Here is a 15069-nt window from a genome sequence, read left to right on the forward strand (position 1 = left end):
TCGCAGCCTTCGGTAGCTCCTGCATTGGAATGCAATCCACCTGTAGGAGCTACCGAAGGCTGCGATCTTTTGCTTTTCAGATTGGCGCTTGACCTTGCCCGCATGGCAAGGTTGATCCTTGTAGACATCTTCTACAGGGAGTAAGACCGATGTCCGATTCCATCACTTTCGATCTGCCGATTGCCGGCATGACCTGCGCCAGTTGCGCCGGGCGTGTCGAGCGGGCGTTGCGCAACGTCAGCGGCGCCAGTGGCGTCAGCGTCAATCTCGCCACCGAACAGGCCCGCGTCCAGGCACCCGGTGACCGTTTGCCGGCGTTGATGGAGGCGGTTGAACGCGCCGGTTACAGCGTCCCCCAACAAACCGTGGAACTGAGCATCGACGGCATGACCTGCGCCTCGTGCGTCGGTCGCGTCGAGCGCGCCCTGAACAAAGTCCCCGGGGTGAGGAGCGTCAGCGTCAACCTCGCCAACGAACGCGCCCACCTCGAACTGCTCGGTCAGATCGATCCGCAATTGCTGCTCGACGCCGTGAGCAAGGCCGGTTACTCGGCCAGCGTCTGGCAAGCCGAACATCCTGCAACTGATAACCAGCAACAGCGCCTGCAACATGAACGCTGGGCGCTGATCTGCGCCATCGCTCTGGCCTTGCCGCTGGTGCTGCCGATGCTGCTGCAACCATTCGGCATTCACTGGATGCTTCCGGCCTGGGCGCAATTTGCCCTTGCCACGCCGGTGCAATTCATTTTCGGCGCGCGATTTTATGTGGCCGCGTGGAAAGCCGTGCGTGCCGGCGCCGGCAACATGGACTTGCTGGTCGCCCTCGGCACCAGCGCCGGATATGGCCTGAGCCTGTACGAATGGGCCACCGCCGCCGGGCGCATGCCGCATCTGTATTTCGAAGCCTCAGCCGTGGTGATCGCCCTGGTGCTGCTCGGCAAATATCTGGAAAGCCGCGCCAAGCGCCAGACCGCCAGCGCCATCCGTGCCCTCGAAGCCTTGCGCCCGGAACGGGCGATTCAAGTCATCGATGGTCGCGAACAAGACGTCGCGATCAGCGCCCTGCGCCTTAATGATCAGGTGCTGGTCAAACCCGGTGAACGCTTCCCGGTGGACGGTGAAGTGCTGGAAGGCCAGAGCCACGCTGACGAAGCGCTGATCAGCGGCGAGAGCCTGCCAGTGCCAAAACAGCCGGGCGACCAGGTCACCGGCGGTGCGATCAACGGCGAAGGCCGATTGCTGGTGCGCACCACCGCCCTCGGCGCGGAAAGCGTGCTGGCGCGGATCATTCGGCTGGTGGAAGACGCCCAGGCAGCGAAAGCGCCGATCCAGAAACTGGTGGATAAAGTCAGCCAGGTGTTCGTGCCCACCGTGTTGCTGATTGCCCTCGTCACGTTGATTGGCTGGTGGCTGTACGGCGCGCCTATGGAAACCGCGTTGATCAACGCCGTCGCCGTGCTGGTGATCGCTTGTCCGTGTGCCCTCGGCCTCGCCACGCCGACAGCGATCATGGCCGGCACCGGTGTGGCTGCGCGTCACGGCATTCTGATCAAGGACGCCGAAGCGCTGGAGCGAGCCCATGAGGTCGACAACGTGGTCTTCGACAAGACCGGCACGCTGACGTCCGGTACGCCGCGCATCGCCCATTTCAGTGCGCTGGATAGCGATGAAAATACCCTGCTGACACTGGCCGGCGCCCTGCAACGCGGCAGCGAGCATCCGCTGGCCAAAGCCGTGCTGGACGCGGCCGCCGAGCGCGGGCTGAGCGTGCCCGATGTCAGCGACAGCCAGTCCCTGACCGGGCGCGGCATCGCCGGCCATCTTGACGGGCGGCGCCTGGCGCTGGGCAACCAGCGCTTGCTGGAGGAAAACGGCCTCAACGCGGGTGATCTCGCCGGGTCCGCCCGGGCCTGGGAAGAGGAAGGCCGGACCCTGTCGTGGCTGATCGAACAAAGCCCGCAGCCACGGGTGCTCGGGTTGTTCGCCTTCGGTGACACACTCAAGGCCGGCGCACTGCAAGCGGTGCAACAACTGGCCGCCCGGCGTATCCACAGCCATCTGCTGACCGGCGACAACCGCGGCAGCGCGAAAGTCGTCGCCGAGGCTTTGGGCATCGAGAACGTGCACGCCGAAGTGCTGCCCGCCGACAAAGCCGCCACCGTCGCCGAACTGAAGAAAACCGGCGTGGTGGCAATGGTCGGCGACGGCATCAACGACGCCCCCGCACTGGCCGCTGCCGACATCGGTATCGCCATGGGCGGCGGCACCGACGTGGCCATGCACGCGGCCGGCATTACTTTGATGCGCGGCGATCCACGACTGGTGCCCGCCGCGCTGGAGATCAGCCGCAAGACCTACGCGAAGATCCGCCAGAATCTGTTCTGGGCCTTCGTCTACAACCTGATCGGCATTCCGCTGGCGGCGTTCGGTTTTCTCAACCCGGTGCTGGCCGGCGCGGCAATGGCACTGTCGAGCGTCAGCGTGGTGAGCAATGCGCTACTGTTGAAAACCTGGAAACCGAAGGATCTGGAGGAGCACCGATGAACATCGGCCAAGCGGCCCGGCACAGTGGCCTGAGCGCAAAGATGATCCGCTATTACGAGTCGATCGGCCTGCTCAAGGCCGCCCATCGCACCGACAGCGGCTACCGTGTCTACAGCGATGATGACCTGCACACGCTGGCGTTCATCAAGCGGTCGCGGGACCTGGGATTTTCTCTGGAAGAAGTCGGCAAGCTGCTGACCTTGTGGCAGGATCGCCAGCGCGCCAGCGCCGATGTGAAAGCCCTGGCACGGCAGCATATTGACGAGCTGAATCAGAAGATCCGCGAACTCGGCGAGTTGCGCGACACCCTGCAGGACCTGGTCGAGCACTGTCATGGCGACCATCGCCCCGACTGCCCGATCCTCAAGGAACTGGCGTCGGGCTGCTGCGCGCAACCCGCCCGCGCCTGAGCGCCAACAGCTTAACGGTCAACAACGTACCAAGCGGGATGCCGTGGAACAGCAGCACCACGGCACCCGGCGTCCACCAGCCGTAGAACGGCGCGGCGATCAACATGCCGACACCGAACCCGGTCATTTGCAGCAAGGTCAGGAAGCTGAAAACCGGCAAGCGCAAATGCTCCGGTTCGCGTTGCAGGCGCGACATCAGGCCGACCTCGGAAATACCGTCACCCAACCCCGCTGGCAGGGAAAACAGCAGCAGCCCGAGAAGGCTGTGCTGCTGGAACATCAGGATAAAACCGCAGGACATCAACGCCACGCCGAAGAAATACCGTCGCTCCAGATCACGGTTATCCGTGCCTTTGAGGCGACTGGCAATCCGCGCACCCAGCAGTTTGCCGCTGGCCCACACCGCCAGCATCAGGCCGAGCGTGGTGCTGGCCGAATCGGGTGTCAGCAGTCTGGAGATGATCGGGAAGCCGACGTTGTGCGCGGCACTGCCCAAGGTGTCGGCCATGGTCACGGCGAGCATCGCCGCAATCACCGGAGCGCTGCGCAGGCCTTGTTTCAGGGCTGACCACTCGCCGCGTTCGTTGGTCGATTGTTCGCTGACGTCTGCAGCGGCGAAGCGCAACGGCGCAATCAACAGCGCCGCCAGCACATAGGTCAATGCGTTTAGCGCAAACACCGTTTCGAAACCGAATGCCGCCACCAGCAAGCCGGACACCAGGCTGGCACCGACCATTGCCGCCGATGAAGCCGAGGTGATCCAGGCATTGGTTTTCAGTAGCTGCGCGGCTTCGATCAGCCTCGGCAATTGACTGTTGAGGCCGATGGCGAACATCGAGTTGCCAAAGCCCAAACCGAAGGCAATCACCGGCAACAGCAACGCCTGCTGGCTCATCGGCAAGATCAACAGCAGGCCCAGCAACACCGCGCGCAGCAGATCGAAGGCAATCAGCGGCCCCCGGCCGTTCCAGCGCCGGTAAAAGCGAGTGCCAATCAGGCTGGCAAAAATCCCCCCGCCGACGCGGCTGGCGAGAAACACCCCGACGCTCATGGCGCTGTTGCTCAGCAGGTAAACGTAAGTCGCCAGCGCGACCATGTTGAGGAAAGCGCCGAAGTCGGAGATCAAACGGGCGCTGATGATGAGGCGGGCGTTCACATTCAATCCTTGAGTGTGCGAGGGGCGACAAGATTCCCACACACATTCCAGGAACACCACAAATCCCTGTGGGAGCGGGCTTGCCCGCGAAGGCGGTGTGTCAGCCAACAAGGATGGCGGCTGATACGGCCCCTTCGCGAGCAAGCCCGCTCCCACAGGGGATCTGCGGTGGTTCTGGAAATGCGGCAGGCACAAAAAAACCCGGCCGAAGCCGGGTTTCTGTTCATGCGCTTACTGCATCCACGGTGGTGGCGGTGGTTCGTCGGACTTGCCTTTGGGCGCATCGTCGGCGGCACGGATCGCCTGCTTGCGCTCTTCATCCAGACGCGCCGCTTCGATCTCGCGCAACACTCCGCCAACGTCGGCCAGGTCTTCAGGATCGTCGAACTCGCCGGTCAGCACACTGTTGGGGTGCAAGGTGCCGGCTTCGTACAGCGCCCACATTTCTTTCGCATAACGGGTTTTCTTCAGCTCCGGGGCAAAGCGCCCGAAGTACGAAGCCATGTTGCCCACATCACGCTCCAGCATGCTGAACGCGTGGTTGTTACCGGCGGCATCCACCGCCTGCGGCAGGTCGATGATCACAGGACCTGTCGGGGTCAGCAGCACGTTGAACTCCGAGAGGTCACCGTGCACCAGACCGGTACACAACATCAGCACGATCTGCGAGATCAGGAACGCGTGATATTCGCGGGCCTGATCCGGCTCCAGCACCACGTCATTCAGACGCGGCGCGGCATCACCGTATTCGTCGGCCACCAGCTCCATCAGCAGCACGCCATCGAGGAAATCATACGGCTTGGGCACTCGAACGCCAGCTCCGGCCAAGCGGAACAGCGCCGCGACTTCGGCGTTCTGCCAGGCGTCCTCGGTCTCCTTGCGACCGAATTTAGAACCCTTGGCCATCGCCCGCGCCTGCCGGCTGTTACGCACCTTGCGCCCTTCCTGATACTCGGCTGCCTGGCGGAAACTGCGTTTGTTCGCCTCCTTGTAGACCTTCGCGCAACGTAACTGGTTACCGCAGCGCACCACATAAACAGCTGCTTCTTTACCACTCATGAGTGGGCGCAGCACTTCGTCGACCAGACCGTCTTCGATCAGGGGTTCAATGCGTTTTGGAGTCTTCATCAGCTTTTATTGTGGGTCCTTTATTACCAAACACGCGAATGTCACTCGTTATACGGCAATCCTCGCGCTACGGGGAGGGGTTGCCGACCTGTGAACCCTGTGGATGCACACACTGTGCCGAAATAATCGACCGCTGCCGATCATAGCCGAGCCCACCGGACTTGTAGTGATCGGGCGTCGAGGGCATTTGCGACAGAATCTGACATCGCCTGCATTTCCCCCGGGGAATTGCGCTCAGCGTTCGATGATTGCGGTGACACCCTGGCCCCCGGCAGCGCAGATCGAGATCAGTCCTCTGCCTTTGCCCGCCGCATCCAGCAATTTCGCCAGATTGGCGACAATCCGCCCGCCCGTCGCGGCAAACGGATGCCCCGCCGCCAGCGAGCTGCCTTTGACATTCAAGCGGATGCGATCGATCGAACCGAGCGGCGCATCCAGTCCAAGACGGGTCTTGCAGTATTCGGGGTCTTCCCAGGCCTTGAGCGTGCACAGCACCTGCGCGGCGAACGCTTCGTGAATTTCGTAGTAGTCGAAGTCCTGCAAGGTCAGGCCATTGCGCGCCAGCAGACGCGGCACCGCATACACCGGCGCCATTAACAGCCCTTCGGCGCCGTTGACGAAATCCACGGCCGCCGCTTCACCGTCACGCAGATAGGCAAGGATCGGCAAACCACGCTCTTTCGCCCATTCTTCACTGCCCAGCAGCACCACCGAGGCACCGTCGGTGAGCGGCGTGGAGTTGCCCGCCGTCAGCGTCCCCTTCGCGCTTTTTTCGAAGGCCGGTTTGAGCGTGGCGAGTTTTTCCAGGGTCAGGTCCGGGCGCAGGTTGTTGTCGCGGGTCAGGCCGAGAAACGGCGTCATCAGGTCGTTGTGCCAGCCTTCGCTGTAGGACGCGGCGAGTTTGTGATGGCTTTCGAGGGCCAGTTGATCCTGCTCTTCACGAGGAATGTTCCAGGTCTGCGCCATCAGTTCGCAGTGCTGGCCCATCGACAGGCCGGTGCGTGGCTCGCCATTACGCGGAAATTCCGGAATCAGGTGCCGTGGGCGCAGTTGCAGCAAGGTTTTCAGTTTGTCGCCGGTGGTCTTGGCGCGGTTGGCCTGCAAGAGGATTTTGCGCAAGCCTTCGCTGACGCTGATCGGCGCGTCCGACGTGGTATCGACGCCGCCAGCGATGCCGCAATCGATCTGGCCGAGGGCGATTTTGTTCGCCACCAGCAGCGCCGCCTCCAGCCCGGTGCCGCAGGCTTGCTGGATGTCATAGGCCGGGGTGGCCGGTGACAGCCGCGAGCCGAGCACACATTCGCGAGTCAGATTCATATCCCGTGACAATTTAAGCACCGCACCGGCCACCACTTCGCCAATGCGCTGGCCGTGCAGGTTGTAGCGTTCGATCAGGCCTTCAAGCGCGGCAGTGAGCATCACCTGATTGCTGGCGGTGGCGTACGGCCCGTTGGAGCGGGCGAAAGGAATACGGTTACCACCGATGATGGCGACGCGGCGCAGCTGACTCATGAAAAGCTCCTTGTTTGATTTCAGACCTGAAAACAATCCCTGTGGGAGCGAGCTTGCTCGCGAAGGGCCGGCACATCCAACAGTTACATTGGCTGACAAGCCGCCTTCGCGAGCAAGCTCGCTCCCACAAGGTCCGCATTTGTCTGCAAGACCTGCTAAACCTCAGTGTTCTAGCGTAGGCCTTATTGCGTGGATCGAACGATTGATTGCCGTTGGTAGTCCACACTTTGAACCCCAACTTTTGGAGAGCGTTCCATGTCTGACCGCTATATCGACTTCGCCAACTCATCCATCGGCCACCGTCTGGTCGGGGCGTTGGGCCTGCCGTCGCCGGTGCGGCTGGAACGCTGGCAAGCCGGGCGCCTGCGTCCGGTAGACGGCGCGCTGCTGATCGGCGGCGGGCCGCTGGCCGAGCGGGTCATTGCATTCGCCAACCGCCTGACCGATGCGATCTACAGCTACGGCACCGAACCGTCGCTGGCCACCGCGTGGATTCCCGGGCACGGGCCGAAGCTCAAGGCCGTGGTGTTCGACGCCAGCGATCTGCAGCACACCGACCAGCTCAAACAGCTGCGTGAATTCTTCCAGCCGCTGATGAAAAACCTCGACCACAGTGCGCACCTGGTGATTCTCGGCCGCGCTCCGGAAACCCTGCGCGATCCCTTTGCCTCCAGCGCACAACGGGCACTTGAAGGTTTCTCGCGCTCGCTGGCCAAGGAGCTGCGCAGCGGCGGTACGCTACAACTGATTTATGTCGGTGAGGGCGCCGAAGAGCAACTGGAAGGCCCGCTGCGGTTTTTCCTCTCGCCGAAAAGTGCCTTCATCTCCGGGCAGGTGATTCGCCTGACCGTGTGCGCCACGCACGTCACAGACTGGACCCGGCCATTGGCCGGACGCAAGGCGTTGGTCACCGGGGCAGCTCGCGGGATCGGCGCATCCATCGCCGAAACCCTGGCCCGCGATGGCGCCGAGGTGATTCTGCTCGACGTGCCGCCGGCCAAGACCGATCTGGAAGCCCTCGCCGCACGGCTAGGCGGCCGCGCTATCACCCTCGACATTTGCGCTGAAGACGCCGCTACGCAATTGATCGAACAACTGCCGGACGGTCTCGACATTCTGGTGCACAACGCCGGGATCACCCGCGACAAGACCCTGGCCAACATGACCCCGGAATTCTGGGATGCGGTGCTGGCGGTCAACCTCAATGCGCCGCAGGTGCTGACCAAGGCCCTGCTCGACAGCGGCAACTTGCACGACAACGCGCGGGTAATTCTGCTGGCGTCGATCAGCGGCATCGCCGGCAATCGCGGACAGACCAACTACGCCGCGAGCAAGGCCGGCCTGATCGGCCTGGCCCAGGCTTGGGCGCCGACACTGCTTGAACGCGGCATCAGCATCAACGCCGTGGCCCCGGGCTTCATCGAAACCCAGATGACCGCGCACATTCCGTTCGGCCTGCGTGAGGCCGGGCGACGCATGAGTTCGTTGGGCCAGGGCGGTTTGCCGCAAGACGTCGCCGAAGCCGTCGCGTGGCTGGCCCAACCGGGCACTGGCGCGTTCACTGGACAGGCGCTGCGGGTCTGTGGACAAAGTGTTCTGGGGGCGTAGACATGAGCATTGAATGGCACACCCTCGACCGCGAACCGAGCCTGCCCGGCCTGTATGCGCGGGCCGCGACCCGACGCAAGATCACCGGCACCCGACTGCCCGACAGCGGCTTGCGCTGCTGGATCGATGTCGACGGCCAGAAGCTGGCGGCCTATCGCAAGGTCTGCGGCTTTGCCGATGACGGCCTGCTGCCGCCGACTTATCCACACATCCTCGCGTTCGCCCTGCAAATGCAATTGCTCACGCAGAAGGATTTTCCGTTCCCGCTGCTGGGGTTGATTCATCTGAGCAACCGCATCCGTGTATGGCGGCCGATGGGCGGAATCAGTCGCGCACAAGTCAGCGTCTGCGTGCACAACCTGCAGCCACATCCCAAAGGGGCAACCTTCGATATGTTGACCACCCTCGATGATCAACTCGGGCCGCTGTGGGAAGCCGAAAGCCAGATGCTTTGTCGTGGCGTGAAACTCGACGGCGAACCGGTCGAACAACAGTGGGAACCTGCGCAGGCCCTGACCCAGGTGGCGCAGTGGAAAGCGCCGGCCGATATCGGTCGGCAGTACGCCAAGGTCTCGGGCGACTACAACCCGATTCACCTGAGCGCCGCCAGTGCCAGGCTGTTCGGTTTTCCCACGGCGATTGCTCACGGCTTGTGGAACAAGGCACGAACCCTTGCGGCACTGGCCGATCACTTGCCAAAAGCCAACCTGGAAATCGTCGTGCACTTTCGCAAACCGGTGCGTTTGCCCAGCGAGGTTTCGTTGCTGGCGAGTGCGGCAGGGTCGAGTGGCGAATTACGCCTGATCGGTGCTGGCGATCTGGAGCATATGGTTGGTCAGTGGCAACCGGTTGCCTGATTCCACCCCGGGCAAGCCTGTAAATTGTGTATATATCACTTAAGTTTTTCCGCCCTTCACGCGGCCCCCTGGAAAACTCCCAGCCTTGATTTTCAAGGCTTTTTTTTGCGCGTTTATATCCTGGGTATTAGTCCTTAGGCACTGCGCGGCGCCTTATATATAAAGGCGTTAATACCAACTTGAGAATGGCGGCAAGCCGCGACGCGATCGAGATTGACACCACGGACGAGGCATCACCGGCGACAGACGGGTGAGCCATCGAAAACGACGAATGTTGTTACAGGTGCAAGGAATCTCAATCATGAAAACTCAAGTGTGGTGCAAATCGGCAACAGCTCTGGCATTGATCCTCTCCCTTGGCCTCGCGGGCTGCAGCAGCGGCGGTGGCGGCCATCACAGCAGTTCCGGCAGTTCGTCCCCAGACAGCGCGGCAGCAGGCGCGGGTGGCAGTGGTGGCACGAGCGGTACGGGAGGTACCGGTGGTTCGGATACCGGGACCGGTGGGACCGGTGGGACCGGTGGAACCGCAGGCACCGGCGGAACGGGAGGAACCGGTGGGACTGATACCGCCGGCACTGGTGGTACAGGCGGTACCGGTGGAACTGGCGGCACCGGCACCGGTGGCACCGGTGGCACTGGAGGAACCGGGGGTACCGGCGGCACTGGCGGCACTGGCGGCACCGGCGGAACAGGTGGAACTGACCCGACCGGCCCGACCACCCCGACGACTAACCCGCTGGTGACCACCACCCTGTTACAGGATGTCGGTAAAACGGTCAGCGGCGTTGGCGATGGCGTCGGTACGGTTGGTGACTCGCTGAGCACTGTTCCGGTGGTCGGTGGCGTCGTGCAAAGCGCAGCGAATACCGCCGGCAATGTCGTCAGCACCCTGGGTGATGGCGTGACCAACGGCATTGGCAAATTGGGCAAGGTCGACAATGGTCTGGGCGTTACCGCGTCATCGGTCGGCGGAGTGGTCGCCGATGTCGGCGACGGCGTCTCGGACCTGAGCGGCAAGCTGTCGACCGCTACCGGCAGTGTCCCGGTAGTCGGCGGCGTGGTCACCAAAGTTGCACCGGTACTCGACGGTGTCGGTGAGAAAGTCACCATGCTCGGCGACACCCTGAGCCTGGCTACTACCACCGGACCGCTAGGTTCGGTGACCAAAAATGTCGGTAACAGCCTTGTCCCGGTCATCGCGATGGTTGAAAGCACCACCGACAAAGTGGGCAGCGCGACCGGACTCGGTGCTCCGCTCAACGGTGTCATCGGCCAAGTGGGTGGTGCAGTGAAAGGGTTGGGCGGTCAAGTCACCGGGGCCGGTAACGGTAACGCACTGACCAGCACGGTCGGCGGCGCGCTGAGCAACGTCGGCACCACAGTCGCCAAGGCCGGCGGGCTGGTGGACAATGGCACCGGCTCTGGTGGTGGATTGGGCGGCGGCCTCGGCGGCACCGGCCTGCTGCAAACCGTAGGCGGTGCCGTGGTTAACGTCGGTGCCGGTTTGAACGCCGGCAACACCAACGGCGCAGTCAGCGCCGCGGGCGTCACCACCGCGTCCGTGGGCAACACCATCGCCTCGGTCAACACTGTTCTCGGCGGATCGGGCACGCCGATCACCGCCACCACCTCGCCGCTCGCGACAGTGGGAGCCACTGTGGGTGCAGGGCTGAATCCGGTCACAAGCGCCGTGACCAGCGTGACCCAACAAGTCGGAGCCACGACAGGTCTGGGCGCACCGGTCGCAGGCCTCACCGGCCAGGTCGGCGGCGCTGTCAGCAGCATCGGCACCACCATTGCAGCCACCAATAACCCGGTTACAACCGCCGTCGGCGGCGTGGTCAACAATGTTGGCGCCACTGTCGCCTCGGTCGGCGGCCTGCTTAACGGAGGTACCAGCGGCACTACCGGTGGAGTCGGCGGCGTCGTATCCACAGTTGGCGGCCTGCTCAATGGCGGCACTGCCACTACCGCCACTACCGCCACTGGCGGCACCGCAACCGGTGGCCTGGGCGGTGTACTCGGTGGCCTGACCGGCACCCTTGGAGGCACCAAACGCTAAATTGCACCTGGCCGATTCGACGGCCTCACCTACAGCGCCTACGCTTGGTTGAGGGCGGAAGATTCCCACGAGTCTTCCGCTTTTTTCTTAGGAAAAATTCAGCCCAGCGCTGTGATCTGACCATGGAGTGTCCTATGCGCGTAATGGCATCCCTGCTGTTCCTCAGTCTCAGTTCCGCCGCCCTCGCCGACACCCTGCCCAGTTTTCTCAACAGCAACGAAACCACGCGTAACCTGCCCGTGCCGAACCTGCCGGCCGATGCCTATCGCCCCGCCGCCACGCCCCTGCAAGTACCCGACCCGGGCGCTGCGGCTGCGCAACCGTTGTTGATGGAGACCAGGATCAATCTGAAAACCGTGCAGATCGAAGGCGGCACGATCTACCCGCTCAACGAACTGGCCGAAGTCTACAAACCCCTGATCGGCCACCAGATCAGCCTCGCCGATCTGATCGAAGCCACACGCAACATCACTCGCCGCTATCAGCAGCACGGCTACTTGCTGTCCTATGCGTTCCTGCCGCAACAGCGTTTCGACGATGGCGTGGCGCGGGTCGTGCTAGTGGAGGGTTATGTGCGCGATGTGCAGGTACAAGGCGATGTCGGCCGGGTCAAAGGCCTGCTCGACGAACTGGCAGCCAAAATCCAGGCCGAACGTCCGCTGACCCGCAAGACCTTCGAACGCTACACCACCTTGATGACCCGCATCCCCGGCGTGACCATCCAGGCGCAAGTGCCGCCGCCCGGCACCACCGACGGCGCCACGACGCTGGTGGCCCAGGCCAGCCGCAAACCGTTCACCAGCACCATGAGCACCACCGAAGACAACCGCAATGGCACCCAGGCGTTGCTCGGGGTCAGCAGCAACTCGCAGACCGCCATGGGCGAGCAATTGACCCTCAGCGGGCTGTTTCCGCCGGGGGATGACCACGAGCATTACTACCGACTGGACTACAACCAGTTCCTCAACAGCGAAGGCACGCAATTGAGCCTGTTTGCCTCACGCTACCGGGCCGATCCGGGCACCAATGTGCTCACCAGCGATGGCTTCGAACTCAAGCCGCACAAGGAAGACGACCGTTACTCCATCGGTGTCAGTCACCCGTTCATCGCAGCGGCCAACGAACTGCTCAATGCCGGCGCGCGGCTGTATGCGGTCGATAGCACCAACCGCTACAAGGTGGTTGGCTACCCGTTGAGCATCGAGGAGCGAACTGACGTACGCGCTCTCGCGTTCGAAAGCGACTGGCGCAAGAGCGACGCCCGCCAACTGCGGATTGTCAGTGGCGGCTTGTATCAGGGGCTGGACAGCATGGGCGCCCACAGCAACAACCCGGCGCTGGACCTGAACTTCCTGCGCCTGCGCCTCTCCGGCGTGCAGAGCGACAAGTTCTTCGACAACTGGCAAGGCGTGTTGTCGGCCGCGTTGTACTGGAGCGATGACACCTTGCCCGACAGCGAACGCGCCGTGTTCGGCGGGCAGAATTTCGGCCGTGGTTACCCGGACGATCAGGCGTCGGGGGATAAAGGCTGGGGCGCGGCCTACGAGGTCAACTACAGCTTCAACCGCGACGGCAACTGGGTGCGCATCCTGCAGCCATATGTGGTGCTGGACCGTTCGAAAACCTGGTTCAACAAGCTCGCGGTACAGAGCAACGATCTGTCATCGGCGGCAGTGGGGCTGCGCTTTGGCGATGCCAAGTACTACAACATCGCATTGGAGGCCGCCAAGCCGATGTCCGATGAGGCGCTGGATACGTTCAATCGGCGGGCGCGCTACAGCATCAGTTTCAGCTATCAGTTGTAGACCACAGCCATTGCGTCAACGCCGCTTTAGCGGCGATGGCGCAATGGATTGAGCCTCGCCAGCAACCTAGTTCTTGGTCTCGATCTTGCCGCCCGCGTCCGGGTCGTAGAAGTCCGGGATCTCATACTTGTACTTCTTCAGCCAGCGCTGCATCGCCTGTTCCCGCTCGGCCGCCGTAGCGGTTTGCGGTTTCGTCGAGGCCGCCTGGTTACGGCTTTGCAGCACCAGCCAGCCTTCGGTTTCCTGTTGCTGCGCCGAGGCCGGGCCGGCGTCGATGGCCTGGGCTGCTAGCGGCAGGCTCAGCAGTATCAGGCAGCTTAGGCGGTGCACGGTGTTCATGGTGATCTCCCGGAATGTCACTTGAGCGTCGACGGTTGTGGGTCAGCCACCACCGCCACTTGATTACCGGCCGCGGTCGGGGCCTTGGCCGGCACCTTGAGTTTTTCCGCACGGGCCTGGGCTTCGGAGAATTGCTCCGGCGTCAGGTGCGCGCGGCTGACGACTTCGGCGGCTTGCTGCCAGTTGTTCTGGTAGAGCAGCAAGGTCACCAGATTCAGCGGAGCCAGTTGATCGTTCTGCTTGAGTTCAATAGCGGTAAGGAATTCGAAGCGCGCGTCCTCAAGACGCAACTGGTTGAGGTAGACCACGCCGAGGTCGTTGCGGATCTTGTCATTGGTTGGCGCCAGACGCACCGCGCGCTGCAGGTGCGCCTGGGCCTGACCGTTATCGCCACGGGCGGCATAGATTTGCCCCAGGCCATGTTCGGCGTCCGCCGTCAGGCAAGTGCCGAGCAGGCCGCGATACAGCGGCTCGGCCTCGTTGCGCCCGAGCAAGCGGTAAACCCTGGCCTTGCGCAAGCGCACCTCGACCAGGTTGTCGGGCAGGCTTTGCAGGTTGGCCAGGCTGGCGTGCAGCTTGCCGTCGTTGGCCAGATCATCCGCCAGGTTCAGGGCCAGTTCCTGTTCGGAGTCGAGCTTGCTGCAACTGCTCGGCGCCAGCATTGCCGACCACGGTGCCTGGCCGTCAGTGGCACAGCCACCGAGCATCAACAGACTTGCCACGACAATCAGTGCTTTCATCAAACGCTCTCCATGAGCCCACGTCAGTTTGCAAACGCCCGGGTAATCGCGGTGAACCCCGGGCCGGCCAGTACGATCAGCAAGGCAGGAAACAGAAACAGCATCATCACCACCGACATCTTCGCCGACATTTTCGAGATGTATTCCTGCAGTCGGGTCAGGCGCCGGTCGTCGAGCAATTGTTTGAGCGCCAGCAACGATTTCATCGCCCCGCCGCCCTGCTGAATCAGCTGTTGCAAGATCACGCAGGTGTCGGTGAATTCATCGACGGCGAGCATCACCGAGGCCTTGTTCAGTTCCTGCCCCAACTCCAGTCCCGAATCGACCCTGGCCAGAATCAGGCGCAGTTCGCGGGTCAGTTCCGGCAGCAGTTTCTGTCCTTCGCTGCTGAGCACGCGCAGGGCTTGTTCGACCGCCATGCCCGACTCGAACAGGATGCGCAGCAACGGGATGAACGTGGAGATTTCCACGGCGATGGCTTTCTGTCGACGCCCGGCGGCGTACGCCAGCACTCGCTTGGGCAGCAAATAGCCGGCACCGGTGGCCAGCATGGGCACCAGCCAGCCGTTGGCCGCGTGCGGAAAAAACACTTCCTGCAGAAACAGCGCCAGCCCCAGCGCCAACAGCGGTGTGCCGATCTGGCACGCGGCGTACAGCGAACGCTCACTGGCGCGGCGCCAGCCGAGCCGGCTGAGCAGGGTCTGGGTTTCACTGTCGATGCTCACCGAACGCTGGCCGAACTTGCTGTTGCCCAGCGCTCGCAGCCAGTTGCCGAAACGGTTCTCGCGCACCAGATGCCCCTGCAACCGCTGGTTGACCTGGCGCACCCGACGCCGCTCCGTCAGCAGGTGATTGACCACCAGCAACAGCGCGCCGAGCAGCAGCATCAGAGCGGCGAGATAGACCATG

12 protein-coding genes are annotated in these 15069 nt (G+C 62.9%); 6 read left to right on the forward strand and 6 right to left on the reverse strand.

What is annotated here, in order from left to right; all coding sequences use genetic code 11:
- Positions 1 to 149 precede the first annotated feature (149 nt).
- Entirely contained in the window at positions 150 to 2543 is a 2394-nt protein-coding gene (locus OC71_RS09835) for a heavy metal translocating P-type ATPase (protein ID WP_041067982.1), read from the forward strand.
- Positions 2540 to 2953 carry a Cu(I)-responsive transcriptional regulator gene (cueR, locus tag OC71_RS09840; RefSeq protein WP_041067985.1) on the forward strand — a complete coding sequence of 138 codons (414 nt, stop codon included), beginning with the start codon at positions 2540 to 2542 and terminating at the stop codon, positions 2951 to 2953. The genes OC71_RS09835 and cueR overlap by 4 nt, the downstream gene beginning before the upstream one ends.
- On the opposite strand, the gene OC71_RS09845 is transcribed toward cueR, so the two are convergent.
- The 3 genes from OC71_RS09845 to OC71_RS09855 form a co-directional block, all read right to left on the reverse strand.
- Positions 2907 to 4109: an MFS transporter gene (locus OC71_RS09845; RefSeq protein WP_041067987.1), complete on the reverse strand. Its 1203-nt coding sequence runs from the start codon at positions 4107 to 4109 to the stop codon at positions 2907 to 2909. The two genes, cueR and OC71_RS09845, sit on opposite strands and share 47 nt — an antisense overlap.
- Positions 4110 to 4340: 231 nt before the next feature.
- Positions 4341 to 5237, reverse strand: coding sequence for a PA4780 family RIO1-like protein kinase (locus OC71_RS09850; protein WP_041067990.1), 897 nt, complete (start codon positions 5235 to 5237; stop codon positions 4341 to 4343).
- 234 nt (positions 5238 to 5471) lie between these two features.
- Positions 5472 to 6749 carry an acetyl-CoA C-acetyltransferase gene (locus OC71_RS09855; protein WP_041067993.1) on the reverse strand — a complete coding sequence of 426 codons (1278 nt, stop codon included), beginning with the start codon at positions 6747 to 6749 and terminating at the stop codon, positions 5472 to 5474.
- A gap of 255 nt (positions 6750 to 7004) precedes the next feature.
- Between OC71_RS09855 and OC71_RS09860 the strand changes: the two genes are divergently transcribed.
- From OC71_RS09860 to OC71_RS09875, 4 genes are all read left to right on the forward strand, one after another.
- Complete coding sequence (locus OC71_RS09860; RefSeq protein ID WP_041067996.1) at positions 7005 to 8357, forward strand: 3-oxoacyl-ACP reductase; 1353 nt, start codon at positions 7005 to 7007, stop codon at positions 8355 to 8357.
- A gap of 2 nt (positions 8358 to 8359) precedes the next feature.
- Positions 8360 to 9214 carry a MaoC/PaaZ C-terminal domain-containing protein gene (locus OC71_RS09865; RefSeq protein ID WP_041067999.1) on the forward strand — a complete coding sequence of 285 codons (855 nt, stop codon included), beginning with the start codon at positions 8360 to 8362 and terminating at the stop codon, positions 9212 to 9214.
- 301 nt (positions 9215 to 9515) lie between these two features.
- A complete protein-coding gene (locus OC71_RS09870) occupies positions 9516 to 11276 on the forward strand; it encodes a collagen-like triple helix repeat-containing protein (protein WP_041068002.1) in 1761 nt (586 codons plus the stop codon).
- A gap of 134 nt (positions 11277 to 11410) precedes the next feature.
- Complete coding sequence (locus OC71_RS09875; protein ID WP_041068005.1) at positions 11411 to 13081, forward strand: ShlB/FhaC/HecB family hemolysin secretion/activation protein; 1671 nt, start codon at positions 11411 to 11413, stop codon at positions 13079 to 13081.
- Positions 13082 to 13147: 66 nt separating this feature from the next.
- Here OC71_RS09875 and OC71_RS09880 read toward each other — a convergent pair whose 3' ends face one another.
- The 3 genes from OC71_RS09880 to OC71_RS09890 are packed head-to-tail and all read right to left on the reverse strand — an operon-like array spanning position 13148 to position 15068.
- Complete coding sequence (locus tag OC71_RS09880) at positions 13148 to 13420, reverse strand: DUF3613 domain-containing protein (protein ID WP_041068008.1); 273 nt, start codon at positions 13418 to 13420, stop codon at positions 13148 to 13150.
- Positions 13421 to 13437: 17 nt separating this feature from the next.
- Positions 13438 to 14160 (reverse strand): tetratricopeptide repeat protein, encoded by a 723-nt coding sequence (locus OC71_RS09885; protein ID WP_041068011.1) that lies wholly within the window; start codon positions 14158 to 14160, stop codon positions 13438 to 13440.
- Positions 14161 to 14183: 23 nt separating this feature from the next.
- Entirely contained in the window at positions 14184 to 15068 is an 885-nt protein-coding gene (locus OC71_RS09890) for a type II secretion system F family protein (protein WP_041068014.1), read from the reverse strand.
- Position 15069 lies beyond the last annotated feature (1 nt).

The organism is Pseudomonas sp. W15Feb9B, assembly GCF_000828175.1.
GTDB classification, from domain to species: domain Bacteria; phylum Pseudomonadota; class Gammaproteobacteria; order Pseudomonadales; family Pseudomonadaceae; genus Aquipseudomonas; species Aquipseudomonas parakoreensis.